Genomic DNA, 16324 nt, shown 5'->3' with positions numbered 1-16324 from the left:
GGTGCCATGGGTCGTAGCCGAACGATCCGCATGAAGATCATCGGACTACTACTGGTGCCGCTGGCCTCCATGGTGGTGTTGTGGGGGGTCATCACCGCCGTCACCGCAAGCGAGAGCTTGGAGCTCCGTCAATACAAGACAGACTGGACGAACCTCCGTCTTCCCGCGTACAAACTGATCAGCGAGATCCAGCGTGAACGTCTAATCTCGGCCAGACTCCTGCGTAACACGGCGGACAAGACCGCGGTGGCCACGCAGCGCACCCGCACCGATGCCGCAAGTGACGCGTTCAGGCAGCTCTCCAGCAACTCCAAGGACAGATCGGAAGAGATCCGCACACAGGTGGACGCGGTGTACACAGCAATCGACAGGCTCGACGCGGTCCGAGGTGAGATCGACGCGGGCCTGTCCGACCGTCTGCACGCCGTCGAGACCTACAGCTCGACCATCGACACCCTGTTCGGGCTGCACCGGCGGGTCGCGCTGATCGACGACATCCCGATCTACGAGCAGTCCCGCGTGGTCATCGACATGGGCTACGCCAAGGAGTTGCTGACCAGGGAGCAGGCCATCGGGCTCGGCGCGCTGACCGCCGCCGAGCGCAGGCTGTTCACCCGGCTGGCCGGGAACCGGCGCTTCCTCCTCGACCAGGGCCTGGCCGAGCTCGACCCGGTCCTGCGCGATCCCCAGGTCGCCCTCATCACCTCCCCCGCCTACCAGCGGATGCGGATGTTGGAGGACCAGATCATCGCCGGCGGCATGCCGCAGGGCTGGCTCACCATCACCGAGGCGCTGGCCAAGTCGTTCAACGAGGCCCAGATGCGGGCCAGCACGATACTGAACGAGCGCGCCGACCCGGTGGCCGACGAGGTGCTGTCCAGGGCGTTCCTGCTGGCGGGCACGGCCCTGGGGCTGGTGATCGTGTCGATCGCGTTCTCGCTGCGGATGGGCGGCCGGCTGTCGAAGGAGCTCGGCGCGCTCCGGCTGACCGCCCTGGAGGTGGCGCAGGAACGGCTGCCGCACGTGGTCGCCAAGCTGCGCAAGGGCGAGACGGTCGAGTTGCCGGAGCTGTCGGTGGCCAGCACCACGGTCGAGATCGACGACGTGGGCCAGGCGTTCTCCACCGTGCAGCAGACGGCGGTGGAGGCCGCGGTCGGCCAGGCGCAACTCAGCGAGGGCGTCGGACACGTCTTCCGCAACCTGGCCAGGCGCAGCCAGACCCTGCTGCACCGCCAGCGCATCCAGCTGGCCGACATGCAGCACCGGGCCACCGACCCCGAGGCGCTGGACGACCTGTTCAAGCTCGACCACCTCACCACCCGCATGCGCCGCCACGCCGAGGGCCTGATCATCCTGTCGGGCGCGACGCCGGGACGCGGCTGGAGCCGGCCGGTGCCGCTGCTGGACGTGGCCCGCGGCGCCGCGGCCGAGGTGGAGGACTACCAGCGGGTCGTCGTCGAGCCCATGTCCGGCCAGCGCCTGGCGGGACCGGTGGTCGGTGACGTGATCCACCTCATCGCCGAACTGATCGAGAACGCCACCGTCTACTCCCCCGCGCACACCTCGGTCATCGTGCGCGGCGAGGCGGCGGCCCGCGGCTTCGCCTTCGAGGTCGAGGACCGCGGGTTCGGGATGAGCGCAGAGGAGCTGGCCGACTACAACGAGCGGCTGGCCAGCCCGCCGGAGTTCGACCTGGCCGACAGCGACCGGCTCGGCCTTTTCGTCGTCTCCCGCCTGGCCGCCAGGCATGACATCCGCGTGACGTTGCGCGGTTCACCATATGGAGGGACCACCGCGATCGTGTTGATCCCGGAAGAGCACGTGGCCGCACCAGAGGCCGAGGCTGAGAGCCCGGCTCCGAAGGAGCCCGATCGCCCCATGCGGGTGGTGCGAAGTGAGTGAAGAGCGCTGGCTGGACGAGGACGCCGGTCCGATCGTCCCCGCCTACCTGCTGACCAGGGGCCGTACGGTGCCCGCGAGCGAGGCCATCGACCTCATCGCGGTGATCATCACGGCCGGTGGCCTGACGCCGCCGCGCGGCCTCGACCCCGAGCATCTGATCATCCTGCAGAAGTGCACCCAGCCCACCCGGCTCGTGGACGTCGCGGCCGAGCTGAACCTGCCGATCGGCGTGGTCCGGGTGCTGGTCGGCGACCTGCACGCCCAGCATCTCGTACAGGTGGAGCTGCCGCCGCCCGCCCCGGACGCCAAGGTGCTGCTGGAAGTGATCAGCGGGCTGAAGGCGCTGTGACGACCCGGCGATTGAGATATCCGAACCCGGCCGCGAACAGCGCGGCGACGGCGCCCGCCCCGGCGGCTGTCCCGAAGACCCACCGGTAGCCGCCGGCGCCCGGCGCGGCCGCCAGGATGGCCGCGATCGCGGCGCCGGCCGTGCTGCCGCCCACGATGCGCACGAGCGCGTTCACCCCCGCGGCCAGGGCCGTCTTGTCCGGGGCCACGTGCTCGACGGCCATGGTGCCCAGCGCCGCGTAGCTGACGCCGAGGCCGATGCCCATGAGCGAGGACGCCACGTACAGGTGCGCGGGGGCGTCGTTCTCGATCACCAGCCACGCCGCGGCCAGACCCGTGATGAGCGAACCCGCCGCCACCGCCGACGAGGCCGCGAAGCGGCGCATGATCCGGCCCGCGAAGAGCGAGATCACCAGCATGAACAGCGTGCTCGGCAGCAGGTAGAACCCGACCTCCAGGGTGGTGGCGGAGAAGCCCACCGGCGCCTGGGCGAAGCTGGACATGCCCGTCAGCAGGGTGAAGAAGGTGAATCCGAGCAGCATCGAGGACACCGTCGCCCCGACCGTGCCCCGGTGCACCAGCATCGCCATCTCCACCAGCGGCTCGGCCACCCGGCGCTCGACCAGCACCCAGATCACCGCCAGCACGACCGCCGCGCCGAGCAGCCCGAGCACGCCCGGAGAGGTCCAGCCCCAGGAGCCGCCCTCGCTGATGGCCAGCAGGAGGGCGACCAGCCACGCGGTCAGCAGCGCGGCCCCGAGGAGGTCGGGGCGGCCCTTGACCGGCGGGGCGGCGTCATGGACGAGGAAGGCCACGACGATCGCCGCCACCAGCGAGACACCGCCGGTGATCCAGAACACCAGGTGGAAGTCGCCGGAGGCGAGCCCGGCCAGGATCATGCCGCCGCCGCTGCCGAAGCCCATCGTGGCGCTCAGCACGCCGATGCCGGTGGCGAGCTGGTTCCCGGGCAGGGTGTCGCGCACCACCCCGATCGACAGGGGAACGAGCGCGGCCACGAAGCCCTGCAGCACGCGTGCCACGATCAACCAGGTCAGCGAGGTCGCCAGGGCGGCCATGACGGAGCCGATCACCAGGAGGGCCAGGGCGCCGAGGATCATGGGGCGCCTGCCGTACATGTCGCCGAAGCGCGACAACAACGGCGTGGACACCGCGCCGACCAGGAGGCTCAGCGTCAGGGTCCACGACACGGCGGTCAAGGAGGCGTTCAGCTCCCGTTGCAGCACCGGAAGCAACGGGACCACCGCGGTGTTCTGCAACGCGGCGATGGAGGCGGCGAAGGCCAGGGAGACCACTGCGGGCCAGGGGTTCTTGCTCGACGTCTCGCGCGACGCGGGCGCGACGACTGTCGCCATGTCGGCTCCTTTGGATAACTTAGGTAAGTAACAGGGCACGATAATACATACGTAAGTTAGGTAAGCAAACGGATGGACGAAGATCTCAACTCGACGGTGGCCGCCTTTCGCAGGCTCGTGACCACGATCAACCGCGGCAAGACGCACGAGCGGCTGACCGAGGCCGCGGGCGTCCGGCTGGACCGGCCGGACGTCCAGATCCTCGTCCACCTGCTGGACGCCGGTGAGCCGCGCAGGATCGGCGTGATCGCCGAGAACCTGCAGGTGGAGAGCCCGCACGTGACGCGACACGTGGCCGCGCTGGAGCAGCGCGGCCTGCTCGAGCGGGTACGCGACCCCGACGACGGCCGGGCCTGGCAGATCGTGCTCACCGAGGAGGGGGCCGAGGTGGCGAGCAGGTGCCGCCGGGTCACCACGGAGTGGTTCGAGGGCGCCCTGGCCGACTGGTCCGCGGCGGACCGGGCGGAGCTGTCCCGGCTGATGAGCAAGCTCTCGGACGACCTGTGCGAGCGCATGAGGGCCCGCCTCGTCATCAAGTGAGCGGGATCGTCACGTGAGCGGGGCCGTCACCTGAGCGGGGCCGTCACGTGAGCAGGACGTCCTCCGCGCGGTGGCAGGCCACCTGACGGTCTCCCACGTCCCGCAGCGCGGGCGTCCGCTCGCACTCCGGCACGGCCAGCGGGCAGCGCAGCCGGTACGCGCAGCCGGTCGCCGCGGGCACGGCCTCCGTCCGGCCCCTGGCCTCGGGCGGGGCGCCGCCCAGCTTCGGCACGGCGTCGCGCAGGGCCCGGGTGTAGGGGTGCGCGGGGTTGTCCAGGAGGCCGGACGTGGGGCCCGACTCGACGACGCGGCCGGCGAAGAGCACGTGCGAGGTGCGGCAGAGCCGCTCCACGACGGCCAGGTTGTGGGTGATGAGCAGGCGCTCGGTGTCCAGGGAGGCCAGCAGGTCGAGGATCCTGGCCTGGACGGTGACGTCGAGCGCGCTCGTGGGCTCGTCCAAAATAAGCAGGCGGGGGCCCACGGCCAGGGCGCGGGCGATCACCACGCGCTGGCGCTGGCCGCCCGAGAGCTGGTGGGGGCGGCGGGTGGCCAGGTCGGGGTCGAGGCCGACCTGTTCGAGCAGCTCCTTGACGCGGGGGCGGGCGACGCGCGGGAGGGCCTCGGCTATGGAGTTGCCGACGCGCATCCTGGGGTCGAGGGCCTCGGCCTGGAAGACGGGCTGGACGTCCTTGCGGAACTTCCGCATGTCCGCCTTTTTGAGCGTTTGATCGCCGTACCAGATATTTCCAGACATGGGGGTGAGGAGGCCCAGGAACGCGCGCGCCAGCGTCGTCTTGCCCGAGCCGCTCTCCCCGATCAGGCCCACGCCGCCCTCGGTGATGTCCAGGCTGACGTCGTGGACGACCGGACGGCGGGCGTACCCGAGTGTCACCCGCTCCGCCCTCAGCAGCGCCTCCGGCTGGGTCACGGCAGTGCCTCCAGGAGCTCACGGGTGTAGGGATGGGCGGGCTCGGCCAGTACGGCGGCGGCGGGACCCGACTCCACCACCGCGCCGTCCTTCATGACGAGCACCCGGTCCGCGATCGTCGAGACCAGGGCCAGGTCGTGGGAGACCAGCAGGAGCGCCAGGCCCCGCTCCTCCCGCAGCCTGCGCAGCACGCCGACCACCTCGGCCTGTACGGTCACGTCGAGGGCGCTGGTGGGCTCGTCGGCCAGGATCACCTCGGCGCCCAGGGCGATGGCCAGCGCGATCGCGAAGCGCTGGGCCTGGCCGCCGGAGATCTCGTGGGGATAGCGGCGCAGGATCTCGCGGTCGAGCATGACCGCCTCCACGGCGTCCGCCATGGCCCGCTCCACGCCGGACCTGCCGTGCAGCTTGAGCGCCCGGCGCATCAGGACGCCGAGGCGGGTGGCGGGGCTGAGCGCGGCCTGTGGCGACTGCATCACGAGCGCCACCCTGGCGCCCCGGATCTCGCGGAGCGCGCGCGGCGAGGCCGTGAGCACCTCGACCCCGCACACCCTGATGTGTCCCGAAATTTCGGCATCCTGGGTCAGGCCCAGGAGCGAGAGCAGCGTCGTGGACTTGCCCGAGCCGCTCTCCCCCACGATCGCCACGCACTCCCCCGGGCCCACGTCCAGCTCCGGCACGTCCGCGACCAGCCGCCCGCCGTAGCTCACCCGCAGATCGCGTACCTCGATCACGTGACCGCCCTCGTGCTCATGGTCGCGACCGCTTCGGCACTCGTCGGCTCCTTCGTCGCTCACTTCCGCCGAGCTCCTTCGCTCCGGGGATCCATCGCGCTGCGCAGCCCCTCACCCAGCACGTTGAACGCGAACGCCGTCACCAGGATCGCCAGCCCGGGGAAGGTCACCACCCACCAGTTCGTGGTGAACAGCGACTGCCCCTGCTGCACCATCAACCCCCACTCCGCCGTCGGCTCCTGCGCGCCCAGCCCCAGGTACGACAGCGCCGCCGAGGTCAGGATCACACCGCCCGCGTCCAGCGAGAGCTGGACCAGGACCGGAGTGAGCGAGTTGGGCAGCACGTGCCGCAGGATGATCAGCGGCGCCGGCACGCCGAGACACCGGGCGGCGTCCACGTAGCTGCGGGTGGAGATCGAGGCGGCCACGGACGCGGCCAGCCGCGTGTACCAGGGCCACCAGGTCACCGCGATGGCCAGGATCACGGTGTTCACGCTGGGCTGCAGCACGACGGCCAGCGCCAGCGACAGCAGCAGCGCGGGGAAGGCCAGGAACACGTCCGTGACGCGCATGATCACGTCCCTGACCCAGCCGCCCGCGTACCCGGCGACCACGCCGAGCGTGACCCCGACCACGGCCGAGACGGCCAGCACGGCCACCGCGATGAACAGCGAGGTGCGCCCGCCGTACAGGATCCTCGTGAGCACGTCCCGCCCGACCTGGTCGGTGCCGAACCAGTGCGCGCCGCTCGGCGGCAGCAGCCGCTCCAGCGGCCTGGGGTCGTCCATCGGGTACGGCGCCAGCCACGGGGCCAGGATCGCCGCCAGCACGATCAGCACGATGAGCACCGCGCCCAGCGCGGCGAACCGGTCGGGGATCCGCGGCAGGGTCCGGCGCAGCGGCACGGGTCGCACGTCGGTCATCGGGCCCTCGCCCGGGGGTCGACGAAGCCCTGGAGGATGTCCACGACCAGATTCGCCAGCACGTACACCAGGGCGACCAGCAGCGTGACGCCCGCGATGGCGGGGGTGTCCAGCGAGCGGATCGACTCGGCGGCGTAGCGGCCCAGGCCCGGCCAGTTGAAGACGGCCTCGACGAGGAAGCCGTTGACGATCGCGTACGCGAAGACCAGCGCGATCAGCGACAGGACCGGGTTCAGCGCCGGCCTCAGGGCGAACCTGGTCAGGATGGCCGTCTCGCCGAAGCCGAGCGCGCGCTCCAGCCGGGCGTGGTCCTGGCCGGACTCCTCGATGAGCGCCGCCCTGGCCATCTGGGCGATGACCCCGGCGGGGTAGGCGGCCACGACGAGGGCGGGCAGGACCAGGTGTTCGAGGGTGCTGGTGAAGATGGGCCAGTTGCCGGTGATGAGGGCGTCGACGACGGTGATGTTCGTCCAGAGGGTGAGGGGGCTGGTGGTGTCGAGGGCGGAGTCGTACTCACCGGCGATCGGGAACCAGCCGAGGTTGCTGGCGAAGACCGTCTGCAGGGCCAGGGCCAGCCAGAAGACCGGTACGGAGACGGCCAGCATGCTGCCGAACCGTACCCCGAAGTCCGGAAATTTCGTCTTGTAGCGGGCGGCGAGCACGCCGAGCGGGATGCCCACGACGACCGCGATCACCAGCGCCGCCCCGACCAGCTCCAGCGAGGCCGGGAAGGCGAGGTAGAGGTCGTCGCGCACGGGCTGCCGCGTGCGCAGGCTGACTCCCCAGTCACCGGTGACCAGGTCGCGCACGTAGTTCATCAGCTGCACCGGCAGCGGATCGTCCAGCCCGAACCGCGCGCGGGCCGCGGCGAGCTGCTCGGGCGTGGCCTTCGGACCGGCGAACGCGACCGCCGGATCGCCGGGCACCAGCCGCATGACCACGAACGTGAGCACGACCACGCCGGCCACGACCAGGAGGGCCTGGCCGAGCCGGCGGGCCAGATAACGCACCATTGGCTAGCTTGCGCGCTTGAGGTCGTAGAAGAAGACCACGTTGGGATAGGCGGGGTTGTCCGCGTAGCCCTGGACGTCCGAGGAGAGGGCGCGCTGATACTTCTGCACGTACGGCACCGCCACCGCCGCCTCCTCCTGGATGATCTTCTGCTGCAGCTCCTTGTACTGCTGGTCGGCCGCGAGCTGGTCCGTGGCCGTCAGCTCGGGCAGCTTGTCGATGGCCGCGTCGACGCCGGGGTTCTTGAGGTAGGACAGGTTGAACTGCGGCTTGTCGGCGCTCTTGAACACGTTGAGGAACCACGAGTAGGCGTCCGGATAGTCCGGGTACCAGTACATGACGAAGATGTCCTGGCCCTGCTTCTTGCCCAGGTCCCACTGCGCGCTCCAGGTCATGGGCTTGGCCTGCAACGTCACGTTGAGCTTGTTCAGTGCCGAGCTGAGCAGCGTGACCAGCAGCTTCTGGTCCTCGTCGCCCTGGCCGTAGGTCAGGGTCAGCTTGAGCTCGGGGTTGTCGGGGCCGTACCCGGCCTCGGCCAGCAGCTCCTGCGCCCGGGCCAGGTCCTGCTTGGGCTCCATGCCGGAGGCGTGGCCGAGCAGGCCCTGCGGCACCAGGCCGCTGGCCTTCTGTCCCGAGCCCTCCAGGGCCGCCGCCAGGCCGTCGTAGTCGATCGCGAGCTGCAGCGCCTGCCGCACCTTGACGTCCTTGGTCGCGCCCGCCGCCGTGTTGAACAGCACCAGCAGGTTCTGGAACGACGGCGACTGCGTGGTCTGCACGGTCCCGGTCGTCCCGGCCTGGGCGAACAGCTGCGGGTTCAGGCGCTCGACGAAGTTCACCTCACCCTTCTGCAGGAGCTGCCAGGCGGTGGTGATCTCGGGCGTGACGCGGAAGGCGACCTTCTTGTACTGCTCCGGCTTCCAGCCGCCCCAGTAGTCCTCGTACGCCTTCAGCGTGAGCTCGGTCTCCTTGCCCTTCTGCCAGGAGTCGATCGTGTACGGGCCGGTCCCGGCGGTCTTCTTGCCGTCGGCGTCCACCGCGTCCACGTCGTAGATCCAGGCGGCGTAGCCGGAGGAGGCGACCAGGTCGAGCGGGGCGGCGTACTTGAGCGTGAACTTCAGCGTGCTCGCGTCCACGGCCTCGATCGAGTTCACCGGGTCCCAGATGTAGGCCGCGCCGCCCTTCTTCTCGATCGTCCGCTCGATGGCCTTCTTGGCCGCCTCGGCGTCCATCGTGGCCCCCGAGTGGAACTTCACGCCCTGCCGGAGCTTGAACGTCCACTCCTTGCCGTCCGCCGCCGACGTCCATTCGGTGGCCAGGCGCGGCACGGCCTTCTTGGCCTCGGAGTCGTACCTGGTGAGGCCCTCGTAGATGTTCGACAGGGCGACGATCTCGTTGGAGTAGGAGGTCGCCGGGTCCCAGTCGGTGACGACGTCGAGGTTCGGCGCGTAGACGAACGTGCTGTCGTTCACCTGCCCGGTGGCCTGGTCCGCCGGGCTGCCGCTGCTCGCCTGGGGCTGAGGAGTGCCACCGGCGCCGCGCACCTGTCCGCCCGCGCACGCGGATGCGGTCAGGGCCAGCGCGCCGGCGACACCGGCGACGAGCAGACGCTTGTGCCAGCGCATGGTGGGGGGTCCTTTCGATGTGTCACCGGGCGAGGGGTCCGGCTGCTTTGACGTGTACCCGCACGGCGGGCTCGGAGAGGTAGCTCAGCGGCACCTCGAGGAGGTCCACGATCTCGACGCCGGAGGGATCCGCCCCCGCCGCCACGGCTCGCGCCCGCGCCTCCTCCTTGGCGCTTTCGATCGCTTGTGACCGGCTTTCTCCTGCAGGCAAGATCGTATCGACTCTGCCGCTCGCGAGTGCGATGGCGGCGCCCACGGCGTTGGCCACCTCGGCGTGCTCCGGCCGGATCACCCTGCTCACGCCGGGGATGTGATCAGGCAGCAGGAACGCCCCGCCACCCACCGCCACCAGGGGACGGTCGGCCCGGCCGAGCGTCATCCGGTCCACGGCGTCGATGACCATCTCGTCCGACAGGGTGACCGCGCTTTCCAGAATGTCTCCGATTCTTTCCGACATGTCACCCACCTCCCCGGGCGTGTGCTCACGGGGGTCCTGCCCGCCGGTCCCGAGCGCCAGGATGGCCGCCCGCAGGCGCTCGCGCCAGCCCTCGGCCCCGGGCGGGATCCGGCCGGCCGCCACGGCCGCGTCCGTCATCGTCGCCGTCGCCCCGCCGAAGACCAGCGCCTCCTGAGCGATCCGGTAGCCGACCGAGTCGGGCCCGACGCCGCCGCCCCGCACCACGGTCCCGCCGCCGAGCGCGATGGCCAGGATGTCGGGCATGCGGAAGTTGGTCAGCACCCCGCCGATCTCGACCGCCGCCGCCGACTCCCTCGGGAAACCCCCGGCCAGCACCCCCAGGTCGGTGGAGGTGCCGCCCACGTCGACCACGACCGCGTCCGCCACGCCGGACAGGTACGCGGCACCCCGCAGGGAGTTCGCCGGCCCGGACCCGATCGTGGAGACCGGCAGGCGCGCGGCGTGCTCCAGGGTCATGAGCGTGCCGTCGTTCTGCGCCAGGTACGGCCGCGCGCCGAGCCCCCGTTCGGCCAGCGCCGTGACCAGGGCGCCGGTGACGTGGGCGGCCACCCCGTACAGGGCGGCGTTCAGCACGGTCGCGTTCTCGCGTTCGAGCAGGCCGAGGGAGCCGATCTCGTGGCTCATCGACACCGGCAGGCCGTACTCGGCCCTGACCAGCTCCTCGACCGCCTGCTCGTGCTCCCCACCGGCCGGGCTGAACACGCTGGTGACGGCCACCGCGTCGGCCTGCACGCCGTCCAGGAACCGGCGCACGGCGCCCAGGTCCAGCGGGCTGATCTCGCGGCCGTCCACGTAGTGGCCGCCGGGCACGATCGCCTCGCCCGCCGAGACGGCCTTGCGCAGCTCGGCGGGCCAGTCGGAGAGCGGGGGCACGGCGGTGGTGGCGGGCGCGCCCAGCCGCAGCACGGCGACCCGGCCCAGCCCGCGCCGCTCCAGGATCGCGTTCGTGGCGTGCGTGGTGCCCAGCATGACGCGGCTGACGCCGGTCCTGTCCCCCACCTGGGCGAGTACGGCGTCCAGGGCGGCCCGCAGGCCACCGGTCACGTCGGAGGTGGTCGGCCGCTTGGCCTTGGCGATCACCCGGCCGCCCGCGTCGAGCACCACCGCGTCGGTGTTCGTGCCGCCGACGTCGATCCCGATTCGCAGGTCAGCCACGCGCCATCAGCTCCTCGACGGGTACGTAGTCCAGGTCGTATCCGAACGCCCTCGGCCCGGCCGTCTCCAGGCCCTTGGGGGTGCGCCAGAGAGCGTCGCAGGGCCAGGCGAGCACCGTGACGCGCTGGCCGTACCTGAGGGCCTCGGTCTGGATCGCGGCGGCGGTCTCGGTGTCCACGACGGTGATGAGGTCGGGGACCATGGCGCGGACCCGGTCCTCCTCGACGGCGACCAGGTTCTCGTTCTGCAGCTCCAGCGTGAGGCGGCGGCCCCGGTCCGCGCCGGTGCCCTCGATCGTGGCCGTTCCCCGTACGAACCCGCCCGTTGTGCGCCGCTCCACGTCGGTCAGCTTGCCGGTGATCAGTCTGGCGGCGCCGAGCCGGTCCTGGAGCGAGCCGAGCGGGTCCGCCGTGCCCTCGGTGGCGCGGCCGATCTCCAGGGCGCGGGTGACCGTACCCTCGATGACCGCGCCTTTGGCCCGTTCGGCGGTGAGCACGTAGTCGGCCATCAGCGCGTGTGACCCGGCCGCCACGCAGACGGCGCGGGCCAGGCGCTCCGACCAGAGCCCGTCGATCGGGCGGATGGTCACCACGTTGCCCGCGACGTCGGACATGACCACGAGGTCGGCCGGTAGCCCTGCCACGTACATCGAGACCATCTGAACCTCGGGGAACGCCCGTCCCATGCCGTCGGCGTCGAGCAGCGGCACCCCCAGCTGGGCGGCCCAGGCGACGGGCGCGACCCCGTTGGCGCCCCCGATCTCGGAGGACATGATCGCGCTCGGCGGCCGGCCGAAGATCCGCTCGACCTCCTCGGCGATGCGCTTGGGCTCGTCCTCGCCGTGGATCATCTCGTGGCTGACGGTGGGCGCCCCGATGCCGGACAGCGGCACGACCAGCGCGTCCCCGGGCAGATCGCCCAGCTCCACCAGTGGGACCGGGCCGTGCTCGCGGATCGCCCGGACGGCGGCCAGCGATCCCGTACGCACGTCGCCCCCGCCACCGGTGCCCAGAACGGCGCATCCCCGGGCGAGGGCCGAAATGTCATTTACGTCAATACTCATATGGCGCCACAACCAAGCACATACCAGCCCCTCGCGCCAGTCCCACCCTCCCTCCCGCCCTCCGGCCGCCCCGCTCCCGCCGCCACCGCGACCGCGGAGAAAACTTTGGGGGGAGGCCGATCGGCCGGGCGCGGGTGGTAGATGTGAAGGAGATCGACCGGGAGGGCACATGCGGATTTCGGTGGCCGCCGACAGCAGGGACGGGGTGGCCGAGCGGGTCGTGTCGGAGCTGCGCAGGCGGGGGCACGAGGTCGTGACCCACGGCGCGCTCAACGACGGCGAGCGGGACGACTGGGCGTGGGCCTCGGAGGTGGCCGCCAGGGACGTGAGCGAGGGGCGCGCGGAGCAGGCGGTCGTCTGCTGCTGGACCGGCACGGGCGCGTCGATCGCGGCGAACAAGGTGCCCGGCGTGCGCGCGGCCCTGTGCGTGGACGCGTACACCGCCGACGGGGCCCGCAAGTGGAACGACGCCAACGTGCTGGCCCTCAGCCTCCGCCTCACGTCGGACGTGGTGCTGGACGAGATCCTGGACGCCTGGCTGGCGGGCCGGCCGAGCACGGATGACGCGGACGTCGCGAACGTCACCCACCTCAGTGACATTTGACCGCCTCGCGGCTGTTGTTCCAGAACCGTCACAGCGGAGGCGAGGAAATCGTCGGTCGCGCCCTTTAGGGTGCTGGGCATGACCGACGTGCTGCTCCGCGGCGGACGGCCCTGGAGACCCGGACCACCTGCCGCCCAGGGCCCGGCGGCACCCGCCGCCCAGCAGCGGCGGCCGCCCGCGACCCCGGAGCCGGGCGCGCCCGCCGACATCCTGGTCCGCGACGGGCGCATCGACCAGATCGCACCGGGCATCGAGGCACCGCGCGACGCCCTGGTCATCGACGTGGAGGGGCAGCTCGTCCTGCCCGGCCTCGTCGAGGCGCACTGCCATCTCGACAAGACCCTCTACGGCGGGCCGTGGGTGCCCCACTCCGCCGACGACACGCTCGCCGGCCGCATCGGCAACGACCTGGGCCGCCGGGCGGAGCTGGGGGTGCCGAGCGCGGCGCGGATCGGCGCGCTGCTGGAGCGCATGAGCGCGGCGGGCACGACTCACGTCCGCACCCACACCGACATCGACCCGGCCGTCGGGCTGCGGGGGGTGGAGGCCGTGCGCGAGGCCGCGGCCGGCTCCCCCGTCGAGGTGCGCCAGGTCGCCTTCCCCCAGCACGGCGTGCTCACCAACCCGGGCACGGCCGAGCTGCTGGAGGAGGCGCTGAAGAGCGGGGTGGAGGCGGTGGGCGGCCTCGACCCGGCGGGCATCGACCGCGACCCGGTGTGCCATCTCGACCTGATCTTCGGCCTGGCCGGGAGCTACGGCACGCATCTCGATCTCCACCTGCACGACGGCGGCTCGCTGGGCGGGTGGGAGCTGGAGCTGATCATCGAGCGCACCAGGGCGCTCGGGCTGGGCGGCCGGGTGGCGGTCAGCCACGCCTACGCGCTGGGCCAGCTCGACGAGGCCTACCAGGACCGGCTGATCCAGGGCCTCGCCGAGGCGGGCGTGGCGGTGGTGACCGCCGCCGTCTACAGCTTCCCCGTGCCTCCGATCAAGCGGATGCGGGCCGCGGGGGTCACCGTCGCCTGCGGGCACGACGGCATCCGCGACCTCTGGGGCCCGTACGGCAGCGGCGACATGCTGGAGCGGGCGATGCACGTCGCCTACCGCAGCACCTTCCGCAGGGACGAGGACATCGAGCTGGCGCTGGAGGCGGCCACCCACGGCGGGGCGCGGGCGCTGGGGCTGGAGGGCTACGGCCTGGCCCCGGGCAACCGGGCCGACCTGGTCGTGGTCCCCGCCGGGGGGCCGGCGGAGGCGGTGGTCGTTCACCCTGCGCGCACTCTGGTCATGAAGGACGGCGTCGTCCTGCACAATTGACCGGCGGGACCATCGAAAGGCAGGCAAGTGCTCTCTATTCACCAGCGGATCGCGGCAGAGCTCGACGTACGCGACGGGCAGGTGCAGGCAGCCGTCGATCTGCTCGACGGCGGCGCCACCGTGCCGTTCATCGCCCGATACCGCAAAGAGGCCACCGGCGCCCTCGACGACGCGCAACTGCGCACGCTGGAGGAGCGGCTGCGCTACCTGCGGGAGCTGGAGGAGCGCAGGACGGCGATCCTGGAGTCCATCGAGTCCCAGGGCAAGCTCACCGACGAGCTGCGCGAGCAGATCATGGCGGCCGAGACCAAGGCCAGGCTCGAGGACATCTACCTGCCCTACAAGCCCAAGCGGCGCACCAAGGCGCAGATCGCCCGCGAGCTGGGTCTGGAGCCGCTGGCCGACCAGCTCCTCGCCGACCCCACGCTCGACCCCACGGCGACGGCCGAGGGCTTCGTCACGGAGGGCGTCGCCGACGCGGGCGCGGCCCTCGAAGGGGCCAGGGCGATCCTGATCGAGCGCTTCGCCGAGGACGCCGACCTCATCGGCGGGCTGCGCGAGCAGCTCTGGAGCCGCGGGCGGCTGATGTCGAAGGTCCGGGAGGGCAAGGAGGAGGCGGGGGCCAAGTTCTCCGACTACTTCGAGTTCGGCGAGCCGTTCACGAAGCTGCCCTCGCACCGGATCCTGGCCATGTTCAGGGGCGAGAAGGAGGAGATCCTCTCCGTCACCCTGGAGCCCGACGACAGCCCCGACTACGAGTTCCGCATCGCCTCCCGGTTCGGCGTCTCCGACCAGGGCCGCCCGGCCGACAAGTGGCTGGGCGAGACCGTGCGCTGGGCCTGGCGCACCCGCATCCTCGTGCACCTCGGCATCGACCTGCGGATGCGGCTGTGGCAGGCGGCCGAGGAGGAGGCGGTGCGGGTGTTCGCGGCCAACCTGCGCGACCTGCTGCTCGCCGCCCCGGCCGGCACCCGGCCGACGATGGGCCTCGACCCGGGCCTGCGCACCGGTGTGAAGGTCGCCGTGGTGGACGCCACGGGCAAGGTCGTGGAGACCGCGACCATCTACCCCCACGAGCCCAAGCGGCAGTGGGCCCAGTCGCTGGCCGTGCTGGGCGCGCTCGCGCAGCGGCACGGCGTCGAGCTGATCGCCATCGGCAACGGCACGGCCTCCCGCGAGACCGACAAGCTGGCCGCCGAGCTGGTCCAGCACATGCCGTCGATCACCAAGATCGTCGTTTCCGAGGCCGGTGCCTCGGTCTATTCGGCCTCCCCCTACGCCTCCCAGGAATTGCCCGAGCTCGACGTGTCGCTGCGCGGGGCGGTCTCCATCGCCCGGCGGCTGCAGGACCCGCTGGCCGAGCTGGTCAAGATCGACCCCAAGTCGATCGGCGTCGGCCAATACCAGCACGACCTGGCCGAGTCCAAGCTCTCCCGCTCGCTCGACGCGGTCGTCGAAGACTGCGTCAACGCGGTGGGGGTCGACGTCAACACGGCTTCGGCACCCCTGCTCACCCGCGTGTCTGGCATCGGCGCCACGCTGGCGGAGAGCATCGTCCGCCACCGCGACTCCAACGGCCCCTTCCGCACGCGTTCCGCGCTGAAGAGCGTGCCCCGGCTCGGCCCCAAGGCGTTCGAGCAGTGCGCGGGCTTCCTGCGCATCCCGGGCGGCGACGACCCGCTCGACGTGTCGAGCGTGCACCCGGAGTCCTACCCGGTGGTCCGGCGCATCCTGACCTCGGCCAAGACGGACCTCAAGTCGCTGATCGGCAACACCGCGGCGCTGCGCTCCCTCAAGCCGCAGGACTTCACCGACGAGACGTTCGGCCTGCCGACGGTCACCGACATCCTGCGCGAGCTGGAGAAGCCGGGCCGCGACCCGCGTCCCGCCTTCAAGACCGCCACCTTCAAGGAGGGCGTGGAGAAGATCTCCGACCTGACGCCCGGCATGATCCTGGAGGGCGTGGTCACGAACGTGGCCGCGTTCGGCGCGTTCGTGGACGTCGGCGTGCACCAGGACGGCCTGGTGCACGTGTCGGCCATGTCGCGCAACTACGTCAAGGATCCGCGTGACGTGGTCAAGCCCGGTGACATCGTCCGGGTCAAGGTCCTCGACGTCGACATCCCGCGCAAGCGCATCTCCCTGACCCTGCGCCTGGAGGACGAGACGACCGCCCAGCCCGGTGGCGAGTCCCCCCGCCGCGGCGCCGGCCGCCAGGCAGGCAACCGCGGGGACAGCCCTCGAGGCGACGGCCACCAGCGAAACCAGCCGGTAGGTGGTGATCGTCTCGGCGCAAGCCGTACCACACGGCGCTGTGAACGCCGAT

At 71.5% G+C, this 16324-nt stretch carries 14 protein-coding genes; 6 read left to right on the top strand and 8 right to left on the bottom strand.

The genetic code is table 11. From position 1 onward, the window contains the following. Positions 1-30 precede the first annotated feature (30 nt). The gene (locus AB0J69_RS40355) at positions 31-1902 is read left to right on the top strand and encodes a nitrate- and nitrite sensing domain-containing protein (RefSeq protein ID WP_364129075.1); all 1872 of its coding nucleotides are present in this window, start codon (positions 31-33) and stop codon (positions 1900-1902) included. Next, positions 1895-2251 carry a DUF742 domain-containing protein gene (locus AB0J69_RS40350; RefSeq protein WP_364129073.1) on the top strand — a complete coding sequence of 119 codons (357 nt, stop codon included), beginning with the start codon at positions 1895-1897 and terminating at the stop codon, positions 2249-2251. The genes AB0J69_RS40355 and AB0J69_RS40350 overlap by 8 nt, the downstream gene beginning before the upstream one ends. Here the strand turns inward: AB0J69_RS40350 and AB0J69_RS40345 are convergent. Further along, positions 2229-3623 (bottom strand): MFS transporter, encoded by a 1395-nt coding sequence (locus AB0J69_RS40345; protein WP_364129070.1) that lies wholly within the window; start codon positions 3621-3623, stop codon positions 2229-2231. The genes AB0J69_RS40350 and AB0J69_RS40345 overlap by 23 nt on opposite strands. A 72-nt stretch (positions 3624-3695) precedes the next feature. Between AB0J69_RS40345 and AB0J69_RS40340 the strand changes: the two genes are divergently transcribed. Next, positions 3696-4163, top strand: a complete 468-nt coding sequence (locus AB0J69_RS40340) for a MarR family transcriptional regulator (RefSeq protein ID WP_364129067.1) — start codon at positions 3696-3698, stop codon at positions 4161-4163. 43 nt (positions 4164-4206) lie between these two features. On the opposite strand, the gene AB0J69_RS40335 is transcribed toward AB0J69_RS40340, so the two are convergent. Genes AB0J69_RS40335 through AB0J69_RS40305 form a run of 7 tightly spaced genes read right to left on the bottom strand, consistent with a single transcriptional unit; the run spans position 4207 to position 12077 of the window. Then, the gene (locus tag AB0J69_RS40335; RefSeq protein WP_364129065.1) at positions 4207-5091 is read right to left on the bottom strand and encodes an ABC transporter ATP-binding protein; all 885 of its coding nucleotides are present in this window, start codon (positions 5089-5091) and stop codon (positions 4207-4209) included. Beyond that, on the bottom strand, positions 5088-5888 hold the full coding sequence (locus tag AB0J69_RS40330; protein ID WP_364129062.1) for an ABC transporter ATP-binding protein: 801 nt from the start codon (positions 5886-5888) through the stop codon (positions 5088-5090). Before AB0J69_RS40330 ends, AB0J69_RS40335 begins: the two co-directional genes overlap by 4 nt. Further along, positions 5885-6748 carry an ABC transporter permease gene (locus tag AB0J69_RS40325; RefSeq protein ID WP_364129059.1) on the bottom strand — a complete coding sequence of 288 codons (864 nt, stop codon included), beginning with the start codon at positions 6746-6748 and terminating at the stop codon, positions 5885-5887. Before AB0J69_RS40325 ends, AB0J69_RS40330 begins: the two co-directional genes overlap by 4 nt. Then, the gene (locus tag AB0J69_RS40320) at positions 6745-7761 is read right to left on the bottom strand and encodes an ABC transporter permease (protein ID WP_364129057.1); all 1017 of its coding nucleotides are present in this window, start codon (positions 7759-7761) and stop codon (positions 6745-6747) included. The genes AB0J69_RS40325 and AB0J69_RS40320 overlap by 4 nt, the downstream gene beginning before the upstream one ends. A 3-nt stretch (positions 7762-7764) precedes the next feature. Then, on the bottom strand, positions 7765-9381 hold the full coding sequence (locus AB0J69_RS40315) for an ABC transporter substrate-binding protein (protein ID WP_364129055.1): 1617 nt from the start codon (positions 9379-9381) through the stop codon (positions 7765-7767). A 22-nt stretch (positions 9382-9403) separates the two neighbouring features. Continuing rightward, positions 9404-11014, bottom strand: a complete 1611-nt coding sequence (locus AB0J69_RS40310) for a hydantoinase/oxoprolinase family protein (RefSeq protein WP_364129052.1) — start codon at positions 11012-11014, stop codon at positions 9404-9406. Then, positions 11007-12077 carry a DUF917 domain-containing protein gene (locus AB0J69_RS40305; RefSeq protein WP_364129049.1) on the bottom strand — a complete coding sequence of 357 codons (1071 nt, stop codon included), beginning with the start codon at positions 12075-12077 and terminating at the stop codon, positions 11007-11009. Before AB0J69_RS40305 ends, AB0J69_RS40310 begins: the two co-directional genes overlap by 8 nt. Before the next feature lie 169 nt (positions 12078-12246). Between AB0J69_RS40305 and AB0J69_RS40300 the strand changes: the two genes are divergently transcribed. From AB0J69_RS40300 to AB0J69_RS40290, 3 genes are all read left to right on the top strand, one after another. Then, positions 12247-12681 (top strand): RpiB/LacA/LacB family sugar-phosphate isomerase, encoded by a 435-nt coding sequence (locus tag AB0J69_RS40300; RefSeq protein ID WP_364129047.1) that lies wholly within the window; start codon positions 12247-12249, stop codon positions 12679-12681. Between the two features lie 78 nt (positions 12682-12759). Then, a complete protein-coding gene (locus AB0J69_RS40295) occupies positions 12760-13998 on the top strand; it encodes an amidohydrolase (RefSeq protein WP_364129044.1) in 1239 nt (412 codons plus the stop codon). Between the two features lie 27 nt (positions 13999-14025). Continuing rightward, the coding region (locus tag AB0J69_RS40290) for a Tex family protein (RefSeq protein ID WP_364129041.1) at positions 14026-16324 on the top strand (2299 nt) is incomplete at its 3' end.

This window comes from Nonomuraea sp. NPDC049709 (genome assembly GCF_040674815.1).
GTDB lineage: Bacteria > Actinomycetota > Actinomycetes > Streptosporangiales > Streptosporangiaceae > Nonomuraea.
This window is presented reverse-complemented; position numbering and strand designations above follow the sequence as displayed.

Coding starts and splice junctions, on each gene's coding strand:
- AB0J69_RS40345 (WP_364129070.1), bottom strand. CDS start 3,623: ATGGCGACAGTCGTCGCGCCCGCGTCGCGCGAGACGTCGAGCAAGAAC.
- AB0J69_RS40295 (WP_364129044.1), top strand. CDS start 12,760: ATGACCGACGTGCTGCTCCGCGGCGGACGGCCCTGGAGACCCGGACCA.
- AB0J69_RS40340 (WP_364129067.1), top strand. CDS start 3,696: ATGGACGAAGATCTCAACTCGACGGTGGCCGCCTTTCGCAGGCTCGTG.
- AB0J69_RS40305 (WP_364129049.1), bottom strand. CDS start 12,077: ATGAGTATTGACGTAAATGACATTTCGGCCCTCGCCCGGGGATGCGCC.
- AB0J69_RS40300 (WP_364129047.1), top strand. CDS start 12,247: ATGCGGATTTCGGTGGCCGCCGACAGCAGGGACGGGGTGGCCGAGCGG.
- AB0J69_RS40325 (WP_364129059.1), bottom strand. CDS start 6,748: ATGACCGACGTGCGACCCGTGCCGCTGCGCCGGACCCTGCCGCGGATC.
- AB0J69_RS40320 (WP_364129057.1), bottom strand. CDS start 7,761: ATGGTGCGTTATCTGGCCCGCCGGCTCGGCCAGGCCCTCCTGGTCGTG.
- AB0J69_RS40355 (WP_364129075.1), top strand. CDS start 31: ATGAAGATCATCGGACTACTACTGGTGCCGCTGGCCTCCATGGTGGTG.
- AB0J69_RS40315 (WP_364129055.1), bottom strand. CDS start 9,381: ATGCGCTGGCACAAGCGTCTGCTCGTCGCCGGTGTCGCCGGCGCGCTG.